This is a genomic window from Parasutterella excrementihominis YIT 11859 (genome assembly GCF_000205025.1).
Taxonomy (GTDB): domain Bacteria; phylum Pseudomonadota; class Gammaproteobacteria; order Burkholderiales; family Burkholderiaceae_F; genus Parasutterella; species Parasutterella excrementihominis.
Genome location: NZ_GL883691.1, coordinates 69,557 through 88,875, shown reverse-complemented (window position 1 = coordinate 88,875; position 19,319 = coordinate 69,557). Strand labels below are relative to the sequence as shown.

Annotated in this window: 18 protein-coding genes; 10 read left to right on the top strand and 8 right to left on the bottom strand. The window is 47.7% G+C overall.

Annotated elements, in window-relative coordinates; translation table 11 throughout:
• Nucleotides 1–124: 124 nt before the first annotated feature.
• Nucleotides 125–1,246, bottom strand: a complete 1,122-nt coding sequence (locus HMPREF9439_RS04165; protein ID WP_021867411.1) for a porin — start codon at nucleotides 1,244–1,246, stop codon at nucleotides 125–127.
• A gap of 184 nt (nucleotides 1,247–1,430) precedes the next feature.
• Here HMPREF9439_RS04165 and HMPREF9439_RS04160 point away from each other — a divergent pair, with 184 nt between their 5' ends.
• Genes HMPREF9439_RS04160 through HMPREF9439_RS04140 form a run of 5 tightly spaced genes read left to right on the top strand, consistent with a single transcriptional unit; the run spans nucleotide 1,431 to nucleotide 6,246 of the window.
• The gene (locus tag HMPREF9439_RS04160) at nucleotides 1,431–2,585 is read left to right on the top strand and encodes a 2-hydroxyacyl-CoA dehydratase subunit D (RefSeq protein ID WP_008863838.1); all 1,155 of its coding nucleotides are present in this window, start codon (nucleotides 1,431–1,433) and stop codon (nucleotides 2,583–2,585) included.
• 17 nt (nucleotides 2,586–2,602) lie between these two features.
• Nucleotides 2,603–3,907: a 2-hydroxyacyl-CoA dehydratase family protein gene (locus HMPREF9439_RS04155; RefSeq protein WP_008811260.1), complete on the top strand. Its 1,305-nt coding sequence runs from the start codon at nucleotides 2,603–2,605 to the stop codon at nucleotides 3,905–3,907.
• Nucleotides 3,908–3,934: 27 nt separating this feature from the next.
• Nucleotides 3,935–4,756: an acyl-CoA dehydratase activase gene (locus tag HMPREF9439_RS04150; protein ID WP_008863837.1), complete on the top strand. Its 822-nt coding sequence runs from the start codon at nucleotides 3,935–3,937 to the stop codon at nucleotides 4,754–4,756.
• A gap of 21 nt (nucleotides 4,757–4,777) precedes the next feature.
• On the top strand, nucleotides 4,778–5,470 hold the full coding sequence (locus HMPREF9439_RS04145) for a hypothetical protein (RefSeq protein ID WP_008863836.1): 693 nt from the start codon (nucleotides 4,778–4,780) through the stop codon (nucleotides 5,468–5,470).
• An 11-nt stretch (nucleotides 5,471–5,481) separates the two neighbouring features.
• A complete protein-coding gene (locus HMPREF9439_RS04140; protein ID WP_008863835.1) occupies nucleotides 5,482–6,246 on the top strand; it encodes an ATP-binding protein in 765 nt (254 codons plus the stop codon).
• A gap of 55 nt (nucleotides 6,247–6,301) precedes the next feature.
• Here HMPREF9439_RS04140 and HMPREF9439_RS04135 read toward each other — a convergent pair whose 3' ends face one another.
• The 3 genes from HMPREF9439_RS04135 to HMPREF9439_RS04125 form a co-directional block, all read right to left on the bottom strand.
• Nucleotides 6,302–7,987, bottom strand: coding sequence for a flavocytochrome c (locus HMPREF9439_RS04135; protein ID WP_008863834.1), 1,686 nt, complete (start codon nucleotides 7,985–7,987; stop codon nucleotides 6,302–6,304).
• A 102-nt stretch (nucleotides 7,988–8,089) separates the two neighbouring features.
• Nucleotides 8,090–8,902 carry a MerR family transcriptional regulator gene (locus tag HMPREF9439_RS12885; RefSeq protein ID WP_008863833.1) on the bottom strand — a complete coding sequence of 271 codons (813 nt, stop codon included), beginning with the start codon at nucleotides 8,900–8,902 and terminating at the stop codon, nucleotides 8,090–8,092.
• A 75-nt stretch (nucleotides 8,903–8,977) separates the two neighbouring features.
• Nucleotides 8,978–9,670 carry a Crp/Fnr family transcriptional regulator gene (locus HMPREF9439_RS04125; RefSeq protein WP_021867416.1) on the bottom strand — a complete coding sequence of 231 codons (693 nt, stop codon included), beginning with the start codon at nucleotides 9,668–9,670 and terminating at the stop codon, nucleotides 8,978–8,980.
• A 279-nt stretch (nucleotides 9,671–9,949) separates the two neighbouring features.
• On the opposite strand from HMPREF9439_RS04125, the gene HMPREF9439_RS04120 reads away from it, so the two are divergent.
• The 3 genes from HMPREF9439_RS04120 to HMPREF9439_RS04110 all read left to right on the top strand — a co-directional run bounded on the left by HMPREF9439_RS04120 (nucleotide 9,950) and on the right by HMPREF9439_RS04110 (nucleotide 14,165).
• Nucleotides 9,950–11,797: a TrkH family potassium uptake protein gene (locus tag HMPREF9439_RS04120; RefSeq protein ID WP_008863831.1), complete on the top strand. Its 1,848-nt coding sequence runs from the start codon at nucleotides 9,950–9,952 to the stop codon at nucleotides 11,795–11,797.
• A gap of 13 nt (nucleotides 11,798–11,810) precedes the next feature.
• Nucleotides 11,811–12,509: a potassium channel family protein gene (locus tag HMPREF9439_RS04115; RefSeq protein WP_008863830.1), complete on the top strand. Its 699-nt coding sequence runs from the start codon at nucleotides 11,811–11,813 to the stop codon at nucleotides 12,507–12,509.
• Between the two features lie 138 nt (nucleotides 12,510–12,647).
• Complete coding sequence (locus HMPREF9439_RS04110; protein WP_008863829.1) at nucleotides 12,648–14,165, top strand: FAD-dependent oxidoreductase; 1,518 nt, start codon at nucleotides 12,648–12,650, stop codon at nucleotides 14,163–14,165.
• Between the two features lie 94 nt (nucleotides 14,166–14,259).
• On the opposite strand, the gene HMPREF9439_RS04105 is transcribed toward HMPREF9439_RS04110, so the two are convergent.
• Nucleotides 14,260–14,733, bottom strand: a complete 474-nt coding sequence (locus HMPREF9439_RS04105) for a NifB/NifX family molybdenum-iron cluster-binding protein (protein ID WP_021867418.1) — start codon at nucleotides 14,731–14,733, stop codon at nucleotides 14,260–14,262.
• A 203-nt stretch (nucleotides 14,734–14,936) separates the two neighbouring features.
• Here HMPREF9439_RS04105 and HMPREF9439_RS04100 point away from each other — a divergent pair, with 203 nt between their 5' ends.
• Nucleotides 14,937–16,250: an NCS2 family permease gene (locus HMPREF9439_RS04100; protein ID WP_008863827.1), complete on the top strand. Its 1,314-nt coding sequence runs from the start codon at nucleotides 14,937–14,939 to the stop codon at nucleotides 16,248–16,250.
• Nucleotides 16,251–16,359: 109 nt separating this feature from the next.
• Entirely contained in the window at nucleotides 16,360–17,019 is a 660-nt protein-coding gene (gene ribB, locus HMPREF9439_RS04095) for a 3,4-dihydroxy-2-butanone-4-phosphate synthase (protein WP_050789274.1), read from the top strand.
• 117 nt (nucleotides 17,020–17,136) lie between these two features.
• Here ribB and HMPREF9439_RS04090 read toward each other — a convergent pair whose 3' ends face one another.
• The 3 genes from HMPREF9439_RS04090 to HMPREF9439_RS04080 all read right to left on the bottom strand — a co-directional run bounded on the left by HMPREF9439_RS04090 (nucleotide 17,137) and on the right by HMPREF9439_RS04080 (nucleotide 19,305).
• The gene (locus HMPREF9439_RS04090) at nucleotides 17,137–18,000 is read right to left on the bottom strand and encodes a DMT family transporter (protein WP_008863824.1); all 864 of its coding nucleotides are present in this window, start codon (nucleotides 17,998–18,000) and stop codon (nucleotides 17,137–17,139) included.
• A gap of 140 nt (nucleotides 18,001–18,140) precedes the next feature.
• The gene (locus HMPREF9439_RS04085) at nucleotides 18,141–18,944 is read right to left on the bottom strand and encodes a hypothetical protein (RefSeq protein ID WP_008863823.1); all 804 of its coding nucleotides are present in this window, start codon (nucleotides 18,942–18,944) and stop codon (nucleotides 18,141–18,143) included.
• A gap of 136 nt (nucleotides 18,945–19,080) precedes the next feature.
• A complete protein-coding gene (locus HMPREF9439_RS04080; RefSeq protein WP_008863822.1) occupies nucleotides 19,081–19,305 on the bottom strand; it encodes a hypothetical protein in 225 nt (74 codons plus the stop codon).
• Between the last annotated feature and the right edge of the window lie 14 nt (nucleotides 19,306–19,319).

Here is a 19,319-nt window from a genome sequence, read left to right as displayed (position 1 = left end):
AAAATTCTGATTCTTTCCAAACCGCCGGAAGAAATTTTCGCAGTTTCCTTTTTTCACAAGAAAAAATCAGCCTCCGAAGATCTCTCCTCAGAGGCTTTTGTTCAGTTAGCTTTGAAAGCTTCTACTAGAACTGGTGGTTGATACCGACGAAGATCTGCTGAACATTTTTACCAAGATAATCCGTACCGTAGCCCGTTATCAACTTGTTCGCATCGAAGTTGAAGTGCAGAGAGCTGTCGGGGCCGGCTTCAATTGCATAACCTGCATTGCTGTCATTGAAGACCGCTTCGACACCAGCATAGAGGCGAGTGCGTTTAGAAAGCGGATAGGCATACTTCGTTCCAAGAGACCAGGCGTTGGCATCATCTTTTGTCTGATTCTTCATGTAGGAAGCTGAAACCATCCACTTGCCTCCCCAGAGGGGAGTAGATGTTCCTAACTGAGCCATCCAGAACTTATCTTGAACTGCTTCATTGCTGGCAAATTTCTTAGTGAACTGGAAGACTGGTTTTGTTACACCGAAGTCATAGCTAACTGCGAAGTTCAGGTACTGGTTATGAGAAGCGTCCTTTGTCGGGCCCATCGCAACGTTGCGGTACAAATAGCTGCCCATGATGGAGAAATTGCCGTTGTCATACTTGGCAGCGTAGTTGTAAATATTGCCGAGCTTATTGGAGTCTTGTGTTCCGGCAGCATTCTGATGTTCGCCGAGCGCAACATAGAAGAAATTGGTCAGACCGAAAGATGTCGGAAGAACATACTGAATAGAATTGTCAGCACGAACCAGGCCGCCGTCCCAGCCGGTTACAGCAGCAGGTCCGGGGAAGAAGTACGGAGAGTCAGAAGAACCTAAACTCAGTTCCGTCGGATCGTACATAGCAAATACCAGGAAATGCGGCGTGTACTGACGGCCGAAAGACAATTGACCGTATTTACCGCGGATACCGACGTTTGCTTCACGGCTGAAAGCCTTACCTTCATTTCCGAAAGTCTTGCTGCCGTTATCAGCTAAGAAAGCCTGGTCTAAATTGAAGAATACCTGTGTGCCGCCGCCGAGGTCTTCGGTTCCTTTCAAACCGATATGGGAAGCTGTCAAGCCGCCGGACTGAAGACCGGTTCTCCATTCGCCGCCGGCATTGTTCACGCCGACATACATATCAACGGCACCGAAAATATCAACTTGAGCTGCTTGTGCTGCGGTACCTAAAAAAGCTGCACAAATGAGCGCGGGAAGAGTCTTTTTCATGGTTTTCTCCTTGAGGGATTGGGATATGCCTCCATCATAAAAAAGACCATCACGCCAACTTGTTAAGAGCTTAACGAAAACCGCGATTACCACCGCACAATGTTAAGTGCTTAACACTTTCCAAATCACACAAAATCTAATATGACCTTATGGCAACAGACCTCAATCATCCCAAGGAGGCAGCATGAATACTCTCAAACAACTTCCGGAATTGACGGCGTTAGTCGAAGCCGGAAAAAATCCCTTCAATCAAGTTCTCATGAATTACGTCGACCAAGGTGGAAAAACCGTCGGATTCATGTATCAGGACACACCTGAAGAAATTATCACTGCGGCTGGCGCAGCTCCCATTTACCTTCGCGGTACGACTTCGGAGGGCACGGAAATGGCAGAAGCATTCTTCCGCCAGCTCACCTGCAATTACACGAAACACACTTATAACGAAATCCTGGACGGTAAATGGGATTTCTTGGATGGCGCTGTCTTATACAACCTTTGCGACCACTCCAGACGAATCTACGACAACTGGAAGACCATCCCCGGCAATCCGGCTTATCATTTCATGTATGTCCCAAAGAAACGCAGTGAGCTCTCCAAAGATTTCTATCGTGAAGAAATCAATAAACTGATCAAAGCTACCGAAGAACACTTCGGTGTCGAAATCACGAAAGAAAAATTAGCTGAAGCCATCAAACTTCACAATGAAACACGCCGTCTGCAGCAGGAAATCTATGAAATGCAGAAAGGCGAAGAAGTTTATCTGACGGGTTTGGAACTTCTGATGGTTATGCTCGCCGGCGTCTCTCTTCCCCGTCCTGAATACAATAAGATGATGAAGGATCTGATTGCTGCGTTGAAAGCCAACGGCCCCAGAATCAAACCCAAAGTCCGTCTGCTCTATACCGGCGGACATGCCGACAATCCCGAGTTCTTCGAACTTCTGCAGCAGAATGATGCTCACGTCGTTTCTGACAACACCGGATTCGGTACCCGCGCAGCCGACGTTGTAATCTGTGAGGACGGTGATCCGCTCGAAGCCATCATCAATTACTACTTTGAAGAAAAACCGGCTGCAACCCGCCAGATGGGCACACAGGTCGAACGTATGGAACGCCTGCTTGACCTCGTCAAACAATACAAGGCTGACGGCGTTGTCGCCTCCCGACTCTACATGTGCGACCTTTGGGCATTCGAACATTTCCTGATGCGCAAGCGCCTGCATGAAAACAATGTTCCTTTCCTCGAACTCGAGGTAGATTACACGCCGGAAGGCCAAGGCCAGATCAAGACTCGCGTTCAGGCCTTTGTTGAAAGCCTCGCCGACCGTCAAACCGCTTAATAAGAAGGAAAAGAATCATGGCTGAATATGTTACCGGTCTTGAAAGAACTCAAGAATATATCGATCGTCTGCAAGGTGTGCTGCAGTTCTTTGAAACCCTTCCTCAGGAAAAACGCAATCCCGTTCAAGAAGCCGTCGTCGGTTTGATGCTCGATCATTCCAAGAACGTCTTAGATGCCGCTAAGAATCATAAGCCTTTGATGTGCACTTGGTACGGCAACTGTCAGGAAATCCTGGCCGCGATGGGTGTCGTTTATTACAACCCGGTTTTTGACCTGATGTTCCATTTGGGTCTCACTGATTATGCCGACGCCAAAGAATGCGATCGTTTTAACCTTGACGACAAAATGTGCTCGCTCGTGCGCTACGCCGTTTACTCCATGGTCAACCGCCTGCATCCTCGTCCTGACTGCTTCGTTGCTATGGCCGAACCCTGCGACGGACAGCTGATGCTGCATCAGGCTTTTGCCGAATGCGATTACCTCAAGGGCGTTCCGGTTTACACCATCGACCCGAGCTACGGACATACCGACAAGGACTTTGAGTATGTTGCCAAGCAGCTCAAGGAAATGATCTCCTTTATTGAAAAGAATACCGGCGCAAAGTACGACGTCAACAAACTGCGTGAAATCGTTGATGAAACGAACAAACAGTACGAGATTTGGGCAGAAGTTAATGAACTGATGCGCGCATCCCCGGCTCCTATGCCCTCCTTTGCAGTCGGTGACGCCTTCTGGGCTCTAACTCAGCATCTGCCTTGCGGCGATCCTCGCGCCACAGCTTTGATGGGTGCCGTTCGTGACTTTGCCAAGGCCAACGTAGAAAAAGGCGTGGGGCCCGTCATGAATGAACAAATCCGCGTCTTCTGGCCTGATCTCAATCCGCTATGGGGGGACAAACTCGGTCAGTGGCTTGCTGAAGAATGGAATGCCGTCGTTGTCAGTTCCTTCCAGCAAATGACACCTTACGAAAAGATCGATACCTCCACAGAAGAAAGCATGCTCTTCGGCTTAGCGCGCAGAGCTATTGCCGAAGTTCCGATGATTCGTCAGGGCCGCGGCTGGGTCGATGTCGTTGTCGAAGACCTTCGTAATGAAATTCAGAACAACTCGATTGACGCGGTTCTGTTCTCCGGTCATCAGGGCCATAAAGACCAGTCCGGCATCAACCAGTTCATGAAGAAGGCCTGCCGCGATATGAACGTTCCTCTGCTCTCGCTGACAACGAGCCTCTTTGACGAGCGCTATACACCGTTGGATAAAGTTAAGAGCGATATCTCCAACTTCTTCAGCGCCAACGGCTTCAAGAGAAACGTCCATTAAAATTCGAGCATTTTGGAGTGAAAACACATGATTTTTGTCGGATGCGATTTAGGTTCTACGACCGGAAAAATCGTTGTATTAGATGAGAACCTCAGCGTTCTCGGCTCCTCCATTGTTCGCTCTTCCCACGGTCCGATTAAAACTTTTGAAAAGGCCGTGGAGAAGACCGCGGAATCCATGGGTATCTCTGCCGAAGAACTGTTGACTAAATTTAAGAATGAAGGCCGTGTCGTCACTACCGGTTACGGCCGCAGCAACCTTCCCGGTTACACGGATGAAGTCTCTGAAATTTCCTGCCACGCCAAAGGCGCCAGTCATCTTTGCCCCTCTGTCCGCACGATTATTGATATCGGCGGTCAGGACTGTAAAGTTATCTCTGTTGGGCCACAAGGGAAAGTTCTGGACTTCCAGATGAATGACAAGTGCTCTGCGGGCACGGGACGTTTTTTTGAAGTTATGTCCCGTGTACTCGACATTGATCTGACACATTTAGCCGAAGAAGCCCTGAAATCCAAAAAGCCCTGCTCGATTTCTAAACAGTGCAGCGTCTTTGCCGAGTCGGAAGTCATTTCGCTCGTCAATAACAGCGTTCCGCTGCCGGATATTGCCGCAGGCATCCATGAATCTATCGCCAGACGTATTCATGGAATGGCCTTTAAGGTGGGTGTGGAAGAAGATGTTGCGCTGACCGGCGGCTGCTCAAGCAACAAGGCGCTCAGAAAAGCTTTGGAAAAACGTCTTCATCTGCCCTTAGCTGAACTCACCATGGATCCTCAGCTGATGGGCGCTCTTGGCGCAGCACTTTTTGCTAAGGAACATTTCGAAGAAGAGAAAGCTCAGGCTTCTTAAAGAGTTAAACGGGGATTCATTATGACCGACTTTAAGACAACTTTATTAGAACTCGCAGAGCCATCCGAAAAGACATATGCTTCGGAGGATCTAAAAGCATTGGAATCGAAATCCAACTTCGTCTTAAAGTCGGATGCTGTTGAAGACCTCGGGGGCCCTGAAGGTTCAGCGGTCTTTCTGGAGTATTCCGCCTCCTCAAACCAACCCTCCTTTGCCGGAATGCTCTGCGAAGACGCATCATCGAACTCTTTAGGGCTTTTTCTTCATTTTTACGGTTCAAAACTTAACGATGAACTTTTTTACCTGGTTCTGCAGAATTTTCGATCCATGCTTCGTCTTCCCGGCGTCATGGTCAAAGGTGCAGGTAAAGATCTTTGGATCCGAATCGGTAAAAAAGCTCAGGCGCAAGGCATCGGCTTAAAGGAACTTGCTGCGGTTCTTTCCGCACGCATTCAAGAAGAATTTCCTGAAATTGAATCGGTTCAAGCCTGCTTCCTTCGAGGGCAAGGACCGATTTATAAACAGCTGGACCAGGTTTCGGAAGTTTTTTATCAGAATTCTGAAAAATTAAAGGCAAAAGTCTGGGAAGACCGCGGCTTTAACTTTAAGGATTGTCACGTCCTCGGACACTGCGGCAAGTGTGCTGATAAGAAACTTTGTGCCAATGTCCGTAGAATCGGACGCTTAAGTGAAGCCCACAGAATCAGTCAATAGGGGATTAAAATATGAATAATCATAGAGTTATTGCCGTTTGCGGCAAAGGCGGTGTAGGTAAGACCGCCTTTACGACGCTTTTGACGAAAGTCATGATCGAAGATCCGCAGGCCGGTAAATTGCTGGTGGTCGATGCCGACCCTGCTTTAGGTCTTCACTATGCCCTAGGTCGCAAAGAGATCAAAACCATTGGTACGGTTCGCGATGAAATCCTCAGAGTCGCCGAAGAAGGCGATCGCCAGGCGCAGGAAGAGTTGGCCGACAAGGTTGACTATTTGACCGCCAGAGTACTCGACGAAGGCAAAGACTTTTCTTTCCTTGCCATGGGCCATATGGAATCCAAGGGCTGCTTCTGCTCGGTTAATGATTTGCTCCAGCAGGCCATCAGTTACTTAACGGATGAATTCAACACGGTCCTTATTGACGGCGAAGCAGGTATCGAGCAGATCAACCGCCAAGTCGTTGAAAAGATCGACACTCTTATCGTCCTGACTGACTCATCTTTCCGCGGCATGAAGACAATTTCTCATATCAAAGAAATGAGAGACGAAGGCCTTCTGCCTTTCTGCAAAAAGATCGGCGTAGTCTTTAACCGTACCCGCAACGATGTTTCTAAATTAGAAGCATTCGCTAAAGAGTTGGGCCTGGAGATTTTTGGGGCGGTTCCGATGGACGAAGAAGTGGAAGCTTACGATAGCGAAGGCAAATCGCTCTTAGAACTTCCGGAAAACAATCCGGCACTTGTAGCCGTTCGGCAGGTTTACAAAAAACTTTAATTGATTGATTCAAAAGCAATTCGGCCTCCTTTCGGAGGCCGTTGTCATTTAGGGATTATTTCATCTTAGCAATGTCTTCAGCTGCTGTGTCTGCAGCAAGTTTACCTAAGATCACGCCGATGGAAACGCCTTGACCGTACTGAGAAGCTGCTTCGCCGCTAACGTAAAGTCCGGGAATGACTTTACCGGTTTCGGTGACAGCACGAGCCTTCAGATCAATCTTGACGCCGCCATAGGTTGTCTGGCTTGCCGGACTGATCTTGGCGCCATAGTACGGAGCCTTGTCGATACGGCTGAAGCGGGAATCTTTGCGACCGAATTCGTGGTCGACACCGTCATCCATGCCTTTCTGATAGGCTGCAACGGTCTTAGAGAGGTTCTCGGCATTGATACCGAGTTTCTTAGCCAATGCATCTAGTGTCGGAGCTTCAACGAAGTAACCGGCTTCCTTGTATTTCTTCATCAGAGCGGCACGATCCACGGAAGCCTGATCGAAGATCAGGTAAGCATGTCCGTCCTTCTGATCTTTAATCGCTTTGCCTAAGATCGGCGTCAGGGCTAATTCGTTGACGAAGCGGTTGCCGTCTTCATTCACTAAAATTGCACCGTTGTAGCGAACGTTCGTCAAAGAGACAGCGCCGTTACCGGTTTGGTAGGCAACCGTCTGAGGTCCGGACCGATCCATTTGACCCAGCGCTGCGCCTACCTTAGTCGCCATCGCTAATGCATCGCCTGTGGCGCCGCGGCTGGCAGTTGACGGGTAACCTGCCCACATCGGCGTGTATTTAGCGACAAGTTCAGGATTTGAAGCAAAACCGCCGGTAGCCAGAATCACGCCTTTGGCATGAATGACATACTTACCGTTGTCGTGGCTGACGTGAACACCGGCAACTCGACCGTCTTTAACGTAAAGACCTTCAGCCTTTGTGGATGTGCGAGGTTCGATTCCAAGTTTGTCGAGCTGCTTCTTCATGACAGGAACCAGCATGGAGCCAAGTGCTCCGCCGTCTTTCGGTGTGTGCTGGGAGCCGTTAATCACGCGTCCTAAGTCAGCACCCATATCTACGAGCCAATCAGTTGTAGGACCGGAAAGGTCTGCTAGGTTTCGCAAGGAAGCATCATCCGGACCTTTGCCTTTGAGTTTGAGGTAGTAGTCGTCAGCGGTGTACGGTTTCTTCAAGGCCATCTGGATCTTGCTGCCGCCGGCATTAAATGCTGTGGAAGACAAAGCTGTGGTGCCGCCGATCATCGGAAGCTTTTCGATCAGTATAACGTTTAGACCTTTACGTTTGGCTTCGATGGCCGCGGCCATACCGCTGCCGCCCGCACCGACTACGACTACGTCGGTATCGGCATCTTTCAATACAGCGGCTTGATCCTTCTTCTGAGCTACAGCTTTAAGGTCGGCTTTAGAACCGCCGGCTTTCTTCAAAGCTTCTCCGACAGCCGTCAGAATAGCGTTGCTGCTGTTGGTGGCGCCGGCGACTTTATCAATGTCCAAAGACTGACGGTCAACGATTTTTGTGGGAAGCAGCTTAATAGCGGTCTCTCCGATCATCGGTGTTTCGGAGTTCTTCAAGACACGGATTTTAGTGATCGCACCATTTTCGATGGTAGTTTCGACAACGACATGACCGTTATTGCCCTTTCCTTCTGTGACATACGTTCTGGATGTCAGCGCGGCTTGAGCTAAACCGCAGGAAACCAAGCCCATGGCGAGCAATACAGCTTTAATTCTCATTTTTTCTCCTTTGATTTGAAGTGGTTGGGGCGTTTAATGCCGCTCGTTTGATAGAGAAATAGTAAAGCTGTGTGTTACACACAGGTCAAGGAAGTCAGATAATTAATCAGAGATTCGGACGCGAATCAGAATAGAAAACAGCGGTCCATCCGGTGTTTCTTCAATTGCCAGCAGACGACCAGACGAGCTGTGGGTAAAACTCATATTTAAGCTTAGGACCTTATCCAACAGAGGCTTGAGATCTTTAGGGCCGAGATTGAGGATATCGTACGTTTTGAGATAAATAATCAGGAATCGGCCTTCCGGAATTGTTTCAACTGGCGGGGTGGATTGAAGATGAAATTCCTCTAAATACTTGTGCACGATGCCGAGACCCAGCTCAACCGAATACGGGCCTCCAAAGTTCGGATCGTTCAATTCTTCTTTTGGAATTTTGACCGAAAAATGGACGAACGGAAACAACTTCGACCATTGCTGAACAATAGCAAACCGGTCCGTATGCGATTTCTTCAAGCCGAACGTATAAACGCTGTGAATCGGATCTCGACGAACGTCTTTGACGACGCCCTCCTTCCTGCACATTTCTGCTTGAGCAAGAAAGTTTTCAACTTCGGTGAGTCTTTTCTGGAGCTTTTGAAGTTTTTCGATTTCGGCACAAAGCTGCCGACTGCGCTCAGTTAACAAATGTCGTTGCTCTTTTACAGAACCGGACTGAAAGTCCTGAGCCTGAGGCAAAGAAAGTCCGAGACTTCGATTCACACGAATATTGGCCAGATACAGCAAATCCTGTTCGTCATAGTATTTGTAATTGTTTCCGGAATTCACGACGGGTTTCAGGATGCCCATATGCGTGTAATGCCGAATGACTTCGGGCGACAAACCTAACAGATCGGCTAATTTCTTAACAGTCAGCATGATCCAAATGTTGAACTCAATCTCTGCAAGAAAGAAATAGTTATTTATAAACTTAGGTAGATAGGAATATCTGAGTTAAGCGCCGGGCGCCCACCAGTCCTTCAGATTAGTAAAGATCGACCCATGGAACAGGGCGATGTTGCCATCTTTTTTCATCCAGCCTTTTTCAGTCCAATCGCTTAACGTCAATGAAACGGATGTGCGGCTGGCGGAAATAATCGAGGCGATCAAAGTTGCCGTCAGTCGCACCGGCATCGGATTCCATCCTGCGTAGTTGGGTTTGTAGTAAGACTTGATCAAAGAATGCAGAAATGCGCGAAGGCGGCTGTCGATATCTAACGTAAAACAGGCGAGCAGCGCTTCGATGTGACTTTCCTGCTTAAATGTAATGTTTTGGGCCACCTTTTCGTAGACATTAATGTCTTTTCTAATCTCTTTGTGCCAGACATCGTAAGGCAAGACCAACCCTGTACTGTTTTTGATTGTGTAAGCACTGACGTTGGCCATGGTCCCGGTCAGTCCGTCTATGTCCCCCATAGTTCTATTCGGGAGGATGAGACTTAATACGTGCTCTTTGTCCTGAGTATCCCAAAACCGATAAAGGCACAAACCTGTCAGCAGAAGGGTAATTTCTCCGTCAGGCGCTCCGTGTTTAAGCTCCTCTCCTTTCTTGAAAGTACGTTTTCTGCCCAAGCGATTGAAGATTTCGACAACCTCTGCCGGAGCTTCGGGATGGAACCATTGTTCACCAAATAGTATCTGTCTCATTTTCGTCTTTTTTCTTTTTATCGAGATAACTATAACCCCGTATATCAACATGAGATATAAGCGATTCTCCTAAATATCCGCCGTAGTCGCAGTTTAGGATAGGCTCGAAGTTCAAACACCCCACTTAAAATGATACCTGCCACCACCTCAGTGAGTTGTATGCAACCTTCAGCGCCACTCTAGCTCAGTCTGGGAGAACGGCAAACAACCCGTTTTCCTTCTCTTTTAACATGAATAAGGGACTCTCTCCTTGGGTCTGTTGGAAGGATAGAAAACTATATGCCAAATAATTTGCCTCGATTAGAAAAGGCTATTAAGCGAATCATTTGGGAACAGAAGCATAAAGCGCCCAATGAATCTCAAAATTACGTTCAATGGCTGCAGAAAATAGATGTATTCTTTACTGGCCTAACGGCGATCGCTTCTGTCGGCTCCCTGCTTGGGATCGCATTCTATTACGGTCTTAATAATTCAACGAACGAAGCGTCCGGTTTCTTGGTTGGGCTCCACGCAGCTTTATTCTTATTTACGGTAAATATTCTTCTAGGAATCTGTTTTGCTTTTAATCGATTCGTTCTCCATGCCGGTATCCTAAAGTGGATCGTAAATCTCTTAATCCTTATTAGCGCTGCGGCTTATTTCTTTCCGGCGGCTTCAAACTGGTTCGGATACATTAGCTCCAAGGAATTTCTCTTTTTTTCCTTGGCCTCATATTCGTTGGTCTTCCTCAGCGCGAAAGCCCTTGATCTAGCCAATAGCTATCGCATGAATCCTTCTCTGATTCTTGCCTCCAGTTTCATCGTTGTGATTTTCATCGGGACATTCCTTCTCATGCTCCCGAAAAGTACCAAGGAACCCATAGATCTTATCGACGCTTTTTTTATATCTACCAGTGCTGTCTGTGTCACCGGTCTGTCGCCGATCGACATCTCGCAAATATTTACGAATTTCGGCCTTCTCGTTCTCTCGGTCCTAATTCAGATTGGCGGCTTAGGATTAATCGCGTTTACCAGCGTTTTTGCTATTTTTTATGCTGGCTCTACCTCTGTCTACAACCAGCTGCTCATCCGAGACATGATTTACTCCAAATCCATGGATGCCCTTTTGCCTACTCTCCTCTATATTCTCGGCTTTACACTAAGTATTGAAACGATTGGGGCATTTTTGATTTATGTAACTGTCCCCTCCTCCCTATTTACAACGCTATCGGATAAATTAATTTTTTCTGCCTTCCATTCAATGTCCGCCTTTTGTAATGCGGGGTTTTCAAACTTAAAAGACGGGCTAAGTAATGAAGTTCTTCTTAAAGGAAACCAATTTTTCTACTTGGTTATCTGTGCGTTGATGTTTTTAGGATCCATCGGTTTTCCTATTCTCATCAATCTAAAAGATAAATTATTTTGGAAATTAAAAAATCAGCTTTTCCTTTCTACAGAAGAACAGACAAATTTCATTCGCTTTGATTTAAATACGAAGCTGGTTTTAATTACCTCTTCCATCCTGGTCGCGGCAGGAACGGTGCTTTTCCTAATTTTCGAGTATGACGGGACACTCAAAGACATGAGTTTCTTCACAAAAATTGTCCAGTCATTGTTTAATGCTATTCTTCCAAGAACTACGGGTTTTGCTTCCGTCAATCCGGCAGATTTCCAGCCTTCCACAATTCTTCTCGTCTGCCTTTTGATGTGGATCGGCGGATCCTCCCAATCCATGGCCGGAGGTGTAAAAGTCAACACGGTAGCAGTTCTATTCTTAAACCTTAAAGGCATTATCACAGGCAGCGATCAAACCGGAGCTTTTCATAGAGCTATTTCCGAAAAGGCTGTTCTGCGCGCATACGCCGTAGCATTCATCGCCACCGTTTGTGTATTTGTATTTTCTTTTATCCTGATTCTCCTTGAACCCGGACAGCCGATCAGAAGCATCATTTTTGAAGTTATGTCGGCTCTATTTACTGTTGGTTCATCCCTCGGATTAACACCGGTACTTTCAGGAGAGTCGAAGTTTGTTCTTTGTATTGCAATGTTTTTAGGGCGTGTCGGACTACTTTCTATCCTTATAGGATTATTAGGCCACCGCGGAGCAAAGGGCTGTTCTTTCCCAAACGAACACATCATCATTAATTAACTGTGAAATCCATATGAAATATCTTGTTATCGGTTTAGGCACCTACGGACGTGAGCTGGCTATCAATTTATCTTTACAAGGCAATGAAGTTATCGGTGTAGATCATCGATCGGAAAACATTGAGGCAGTGAAAGAACAACTCATGACCGTTTACGAACTTGACGCCAAGGATGAGAATTCTTTGAAGCTGCTTCCTCTTAAAAACATGGACATTGTTATCGTTGCTATCGGAGAGGATTTCGGCGCAAGTTTAAAAACGGTTGCCCTCTTGAAAAAGAACGGTGTCAAGCACATTTATGCCAGAGCCATCGACAACCTTCACCAGTCTATTCTTGAAGCATTTAATCTTGAACGCATCTTGACGCCGGAAAAAAGAGCTGCAAACGATTTAACGCTGGAACTCAGTCTGAACACCCAGTGCAGTACTTTTAACATCACAAAAGACTTCATGGTGTTGAAATTTACAGCGCCGGAAAAATTCGTCGGACACAGCTATCGGAGCATTAATTTCTCTCGGTTTGGCTTAGTCCTTATTTCTGCTGTTAGAAAAGTTACCGAAAATAATTTACTTGGACTTTCTTCTTCAAGAGAGGAAATCTTAGATTTGGAGCGCAAATCGATGGAAGAAAAAATCGCCTCCCGTGACGAAATCATCGTAATGGGGACAAGAAAAAATATCACAGACTTTCTTTCTTCGGTTCAAACAAACTGAGAAAATGGCGGGTTCACGATTTTTTTTCGAAAACGGAACAGGGGGCGGCAGCGAGAGTGTTCAGTAGTTAACGAGCCAATTTTTGGAATTAGCGTAACTTTAGGAACATAAAGCGTTAATCCTAAGGAGACATTCGTTATGTATGCAAAACTCACTCTTTCCGCCGCTTTTGTTGCACTTGCCTTTAGTCACAACGCATTAGCGGCCGACCATAACCTTTCTGCCGATATATTAGTTGTCGGAGCAGGCTCGGCTGGCTTAACGGCAGCCGTGCAAGCTGCAGAAAAAGGCAAGAAAGTTATCCTTTTGGAGAAAAATCTCGGAGTCGGAGGCAGCTCGCAGTTTGCTGAAGGATTGTTTGCAGTCGGCTCAGAATGGAATCGTCTGAGAAGCGATCCTCTTACCAAAGAAGAAGCTTTCAAAACCTTAATGGAAAAACACGGCTATGTGATTGATGCCGCTAAAACCAAAGACTATGTTGAAGGCAGCGCTGAAAACATCTCCTGGCTCGCCGGTCACGGCATCAAATTTGAAGTTGTGCGCATGACGCCGTGGGAGGCCGCAACCTGGCACGTCATCAGTGATTACAAAGGCACAAATCACGGCGCAGGCTTAATCAAAGGGCTCAAAGATGCTGCCGACAAGGCCGGCGTAGAAACCAAGCTAGGAACACCTGCCACTGAACTAATCCTGAATAAGGAAGGCGCAGTCGTCGGTGCGAAAGCTGCAGATAAGAAAGGCAATACCTACACCATCAGCGCAAAAGCCGTCATTCTTGCGACCGGCGGCTTCGGCGACGATCCGCAGAAAGTCAAAAACTGGGCTCATCGCGATCCTGAAGGCTGGAAGAGCTCTGTACCTATCGGGAAAACCGGTGACGGCATTGTCATGGCAACGAAAGCCGGTGCAGCCATGGGCAATGTTTCCTTTGTTCAGCACCTCGGCACGGAGGGTAAAGGCATTAAGTTCCTGGGAAACCTCTATGCCACATCCTGGCAGCCTTCAGCTCTTTGGGTAAATTGTGACGGCAACCGTTTCAGCAACGAAGATGTCGCCTTCTCCTTTGCTCAGGCTGCCAACGCGATCTATGCTCAGCCTCATCACTACGGCTGGTCAATTTTTGACGACAGCCAAGTCCAATACATGATGAAAAAAGGCGTGGACTCCGGCATCGGCGTATTGGTACCGGTCGGTCAGAAACTGCCGAATCTGCAGAAAGAGATTGATGATGCAGTCACTGTTAAGAGCGATGGATTTAAGACCGCTGATTCCGTTGCTCAGCTTGCCAAAGAACTCGGAGTTCCGGAGGCCAACCTTCAGAAAGCTGTGGAACAATACAACAAGGCTTGTGAGGTCGGTCATGACGGTGAGTATTACAAAGAAAAGACTTATCTTCGTCCGTTGAACACCAAGAAACTTTATGCCATCAAACTGAAAGCCTATTTCTTCAGCTCCTACGGCGGTCTGAACACCAACCGCAAACATCAAGTTCTGGATAAGAACAATAAACCGATCAAAGGGCTTTACGCCACAGGTCTTGAAGTGTCTGATATGGTCGGACCGACTTATTCCACTTGGTCTTCGGGACATGCCTTCGGATTTGCTTCTTACTCCGGCAGACACGCTGCCTTAAATGCGATAGACGAAATGAAGTAATCCGAAAAATTTAAGCGCCGAAATCAGCGCCCAAAATCGAAAAGGTCCGAGGCGAAAAACCCGGACCTTTTCTCCACCCGTTAATGAAAGCTATTTAGTGACAGCCGCATCCACAGCTTCCGCCGTGTTCTTCATGACCATGACCGCTGCATCCGCAGCCACCCTCGTGTTCTTCATGACCGTGGCCGCCGCATCCGCAGCCGCCAGCATGTTCTTCATGATGATGGCCTCCACAGCCGCAGCCACAGCCGCCGGTACCTTCAGGCTGAAGGGTTCCTGCAATCAGAGCCTCAATGACTTCGTCAGGGTTGCCAGTGACGCCGGGAAGTACATCAATACCGCTCTGAGCCAAAGAAACCAAAGCGCCTTGACCAATGCCACCGCAAATAACAGCCTGTACACCTTGAGCGGCTAAGAATTCAGCCAGCGCTTCATGACCGGAAGCTTCGCTGTCAATCACAACACTTTCAACAACGCCCTGGGGCTGTACGTCAAAAATCTTGAACTGAGGAGCTTTGCCAAAATGCTGGCAAACAACGCCGTCTTCGTAAGGGATGGCAATACGCATTTTTAATTCTCCAAAAAAAAATTGTTCGGGAATTGTATCAAGGTTATCCATTTAGATTAAATGGTGACAACCCGATGAAAATTCAAGAACGGAAAATGCAAAAAAGTTTGTCTACGCCGAAAATGGTGCTTAGCAATGAGTCGTTACGTCTGAATAGAACAATAATTCATAGAATTACGGCTCACAAAATTGATCCTTAAATCATGTCTCTCACCGAAAAGCTTTTTAAAGTCAAAGAGCGGGGCTCGTCGACTAAGACAGAATTCTTAGGTGCCGTCTCAGCCTATCTCGCAGTTTGTTATCTTTTTATCGTGGTTCCCGGCATGCTTGCTGACGCAGGAATGCCTATCGGAGACGCAACGGTGGCAACCATTTGGGCAGCCGTTCTCGGCACCCTAATGATTGCTTTTATCGCGAACTATCCCGTCGTTGTAGCTCCGGGGCTCGGGATTTCAGCGTATTTTGCGTATTACGTCTGCGGGGCCATGGGACTCTCTTGGCAAGCTGCGTGTGCAGCCGTAGTAATTTCCGGTTTTGTTTTCTTTATCTTGACGGTCACACGGGTTCGACAAGCCATCATTAAAGCAATCCCGCTGGACCTAAAACTCGCCATCGTTGCGGGTATCGGCGCCTTTATCACCATCATCGGTCTCAAGAACGCCGGTATCGTCGTTGCAACGCCTTCTACAATGATCGGACTCGGCAATATGATGCAGCCTCAGGCTTATTTGACGATTCTCGGTGTTGTGCTCGCAGGTTGGATGATGGCCAAAGGCATTCGTTTAGCAATGCTGATCACGATTCTGATCGTTGCGGCCTTAGGTATTGTTACAGGTGTCACTCCGACAGACGGAATTCACAATCTTTTCTCAGGCAGCTTCAAGATCTTCCCGACGGAAACGATTTTCCAAGTGGATTTCAAACAGATGCTAACCGTCGGTATTGTGGGCGTACTCTTCTCTATCACGATGGTGGACTTGTTTGACAATATGTCGACCCTGATCGGCTTGTCCTACCGCGCCGGCTTCATGGATAAGCAAGGCAATATTCCCGGCCTCGACCGAGCCCTGATTTCCGACTCCATCGCCACCATGGGCGCCGGTCTTATCGGTACTCCGACTTCTACCGCCATCCTTGAAAGCGCTGTCGGCATTGAAGCCGGTGCAAGAACCGGCCTCTGCGCCCTCTTCCTGGCAGGCTTCTTTGCTCTGACGCTGTTCGTCGCTCCTTTGCTGACCTTAGTTCCGGCTTTTGCGACTGCCTGCGTTCTGATCATCGTGGGTTACATGATGCTTCAAGGAACGGCTTCGAGAATTAATTTCTCGGATATCACCACGGGTCTGCCCTGCTTCTTAACCATCTTCATGATGCCGTTTACCTTCAATATTGCCACCGGCTTGGCTTTCGGCGTCATCAGCTTCGTGCTTCTGAAGCTCTTAGCGGGTAAGAAAGAAGAAATTACGCTGACCATGGCAGTTTTGGCAGTAGTTTTTGTGGGTATTTTGATCTCCCACTAAGATGCGGAAACTAACCGTTTCGAACAAAAGTTTTCAACCGATCGGACAGGAATGCCTTATCCTTGTCCGATCTGTTTTTATATGATTTCAAAAATTAAAGATGAACAGCATGCAGGAAACAAAAGCTGAACTGACTCTCGACCACTTCGGTAGTGATCCGATCACCCGTGTTGAAAACGCCCTTGCCGGTTTAAGAGAAGGCAAAGGCGTCGTCGTTCTTGACGACGAAAGCCGCGAAAACGAAGCCGACTTAATCTACTCTTCCGATCATCTGACAGAAAAGCAAATGGCTCTGATGATCCGTGAATGCTCCGGCATCGTCTGCGTCTGCCTTCGTGACGAAGACTGCAAACGCTTAGAACTTCCTCAGATGGTTGCTTCTAACTCCAACACTCAGGGTACTGCTTTTACGGTATCCATTGAAGCTGCTCACGGCTGCACTACCGGCGTCAGCGCTAAAGATCGCGTCACTACGATCAAAGCAGCAGCCAACCCGAATGGCAAACCTGAAGACCTCCTTCGTCCCGGCCACGTTTATCCGCTTCGTGCTCGCTCCGGCGGCGTGTTAGAGCGCAGAGGCCACACTGAAACAACCGTCGATTTGATGAGAATTGCCGGTCTGAATCCTTGCGGTGTTCTTTGCGAATTGATGAACGAAGACGGTACGATGGCTCGTCTGCCTGAGGCATTGGCTTTCGCAAAGAAACACGACCTTCCGATCATTACGGTTGAAGATCTGGTTAAATATCGTCGGGAAAAGAACGTCTAATCATTAAGTTAGCCAGCCGAAGAAGTTTCTTCGGCGGTAAATCGCATGATTTTTGGAGGCTTCCGATATGGAATCGGGGGCCTTTTGTATTTCCGGCTGCTGCACCTCTCACGTGTCTCAGCCTTCTTTGTAATACTTCAGCCTGAAGATGGTTGCACCTAAAGACGCGGCCACAATGATCAGAATGCCTAAGAAAGTGAACGTATCTGGAACTTCGTCAAAGAACAGATAGCCAAATATTACTGCGAAGATCACGGCACTGAACTGCAGAGAAGCGCACAGAAGCGTTTTGCCTTTCTTCCAGCCAATGTTTTGTGTCCATTGGCCGAGTGCCGTGAAGACCCCCATGAGCAGAACTGGAACCGAGAATACGTGTTCTGCCCGCAGTCCTGTTGAAAACATCAAAGTAGCCGCCCCACCGGATAAGGTACACGCCAAGGCAAACCAAAAAAGCGTCCTAATTGGCGGTTCTCCTTTCAGGCCCAGCAGTCTCAAGGAAATACTTGAACCCGAACTCAATGCTCCGGATAAAAGACCGAGGCCAACATAAAGAGCGTTTTGATCAGCAACATCAGGTCTGAGCACAAGCAAGACGCCCGCAAATCCGATTATCAAAAAGACAAACAGCATCCAAGGAATCTTTTTGCCTTTGAACTGGTACCAGCCGAACACCCAAAGTCCTAGAAACAATGGCCCCGTGTATTGGAGCGTCTGAGCCGTAGAAAGAAGAATATGCCGAGCAACCAAAATATTGATGCTCAAAGCTCCGACTCCGCACAAAGCACGAGAGAGCTGAAGTGCCGGTTCATGCGTCTTAAGCGTAGTTTTTGTGGCTGCGACAAGACAGATCGCCACTGTCAAGACAACGATGGATCGCAAAAGGAAGATTTCGTAGAAGGCCATCGACACCGGCATCGCTTTGATAGAGACGTAGGCGCTACTGATAAAAAATGTCGATAAAACGATCCAAAAAGATCCCATAGCTGTATTTCTGTATCTTCATCCCAGAGATAAAGAAATATACCGTGGACCACAACGTTTTCTTAATTTTTGAACAAAACAAAACCGGCGTCTGCTGAATATCTCAGCCGTCACGCCGGTTCTAAACCTCTAAGGAAAGGTTACTTCTTCAATGTCAGCAATTCACCGGAGAACTGACCGAGCCATCCGTCACCGAATGCATCGTGTGCATAGTGACGGAATTCGTTGCCTGCCTGCTGAAGTTCGAGTTCGTTTTCAGGCGTCATATCGCCGGTGCCAAAACCCAGCATGTCTGTAACGAATACCAAAGTACGAACTTCTTTGTCATTCTTCATGACCGGAGCAACGAGGAAGAAGTCATTGGCTTCAACGTTCTTACGGTCAGCGCCGAAGAGCTTGAAGTAATCATTAGCACGAAGGATGTTCGAGCAAAGAATGATCTTCGGGCTCTTTTCAGCGACTGCAGCCTGGAAAACCTGACCTCTCTGAGCAATGAGGAAGTTCAGGAAATCGCGGTAAGAAGGCAGTCCGGTGTACTTAGCCATTGTGACTTCGCCGTCAGGCGTCGTAACAGCGAGTTTTTCCATCCAGGCGTTCGTTGTAATCATTCCGGTGCAGAGCGGAGAAGCACTCAGCAGAAGAATCGGCTGTTTGTCTTCCTGTCCTTCGGGTTTGAAAACAAGAGAAGTTTCTGCTTCAGGATTGCCTGTAATGCTGTTAATCAAACGAGTAACGGATTCGGTGCACGGGCATGTTGTCGGCAGTGCGCGCTTTAAAGCATCAATATTCGTAACCGGATTTGCAAAGACTTTTTCCGGATCGATCGGCAGCGGGCAGCGAGCGCTGTGATCTACGACCAGCCAGATCGGGGCATTAGGGTTGCCGCCCATGCAGCCGGAAAAAGAGCTGATGTATTGAGTAAATAACTCAGGAACTTGAACCATTTCGATATCCTCCAATTAAAAATATTCTTCTTTTCGCGCCCCCGACTTTGTGCGAGAAAAACACTCGCTCATCCGAAGCTACTCATATATGAGCAACACTCAGACGAAACCTTCAAAATCGGCTGACTCGGAACAATTATTTCTTGCTGCGGCCGCAACCACATCCGCAGTCTGTGGCAACTTCTACTTCTGCATCCATCAGAGCTTCGGTTTCAGCCTGTTCAGCTTTTTCCTTGTCTTTCTTTTCGGCCTTGTGACTTACAGGACCGCAGTCGGTAGCAGCCTCGACTTCAGCGTCCATCAGAGCTTCGGTCTCGAGTTGTTCTTTCCTTTCTTCGTCTTTTTTATCTGCTTTGGTCATTGATGCTCCTCAAA

Bases quoted from the DNA above. Each gene is read 5' to 3' on its own strand.
- HMPREF9439_RS04165 (WP_021867411.1), bottom strand. From the start codon at position 1,246: ATGAAAAAGACTCTTCCCGCGCTCATTTGTGCAGCTTTTTTAGGTACC.
- HMPREF9439_RS04160 (WP_008863838.1), top strand. From the start codon at position 1,431: ATGAATACTCTCAAACAACTTCCGGAATTGACGGCGTTAGTCGAAGCC.
- HMPREF9439_RS04155 (WP_008811260.1), top strand. From the start codon at position 2,603: ATGGCTGAATATGTTACCGGTCTTGAAAGAACTCAAGAATATATCGAT.
- HMPREF9439_RS04150 (WP_008863837.1), top strand. From the start codon at position 3,935: ATGATTTTTGTCGGATGCGATTTAGGTTCTACGACCGGAAAAATCGTT.
- HMPREF9439_RS04145 (WP_008863836.1), top strand. From the start codon at position 4,778: ATGACCGACTTTAAGACAACTTTATTAGAACTCGCAGAGCCATCCGAA.
- HMPREF9439_RS04140 (WP_008863835.1), top strand. From the start codon at position 5,482: ATGAATAATCATAGAGTTATTGCCGTTTGCGGCAAAGGCGGTGTAGGT.
- HMPREF9439_RS04135 (WP_008863834.1), bottom strand. From the start codon at position 7,987: ATGAGAATTAAAGCTGTATTGCTCGCCATGGGCTTGGTTTCCTGCGGT.
- HMPREF9439_RS12885 (WP_008863833.1), bottom strand. From the start codon at position 8,902: ATGCTGACTGTTAAGAAATTAGCCGATCTGTTAGGTTTGTCGCCCGAA.
- HMPREF9439_RS04125 (WP_021867416.1), bottom strand. From the start codon at position 9,670: ATGAGACAGATACTATTTGGTGAACAATGGTTCCATCCCGAAGCTCCG.
- HMPREF9439_RS04120 (WP_008863831.1), top strand. From the start codon at position 9,950: ATGCCAAATAATTTGCCTCGATTAGAAAAGGCTATTAAGCGAATCATT.
- HMPREF9439_RS04115 (WP_008863830.1), top strand. From the start codon at position 11,811: ATGAAATATCTTGTTATCGGTTTAGGCACCTACGGACGTGAGCTGGCT.
- HMPREF9439_RS04110 (WP_008863829.1), top strand. From the start codon at position 12,648: ATGTATGCAAAACTCACTCTTTCCGCCGCTTTTGTTGCACTTGCCTTT.
- HMPREF9439_RS04105 (WP_021867418.1), bottom strand. From the start codon at position 14,733: ATGCGTATTGCCATCCCTTACGAAGACGGCGTTGTTTGCCAGCATTTT.
- HMPREF9439_RS04100 (WP_008863827.1), top strand. From the start codon at position 14,937: ATGTCTCTCACCGAAAAGCTTTTTAAAGTCAAAGAGCGGGGCTCGTCG.
- ribB (WP_050789274.1), top strand. From the start codon at position 16,360: ATGCAGGAAACAAAAGCTGAACTGACTCTCGACCACTTCGGTAGTGAT.
- HMPREF9439_RS04090 (WP_008863824.1), bottom strand. From the start codon at position 18,000: ATGGGATCTTTTTGGATCGTTTTATCGACATTTTTTATCAGTAGCGCC.
- HMPREF9439_RS04085 (WP_008863823.1), bottom strand. From the start codon at position 18,944: ATGGTTCAAGTTCCTGAGTTATTTACTCAATACATCAGCTCTTTTTCC.
- HMPREF9439_RS04080 (WP_008863822.1), bottom strand. From the start codon at position 19,305: ATGACCAAAGCAGATAAAAAAGACGAAGAAAGGAAAGAACAACTCGAG.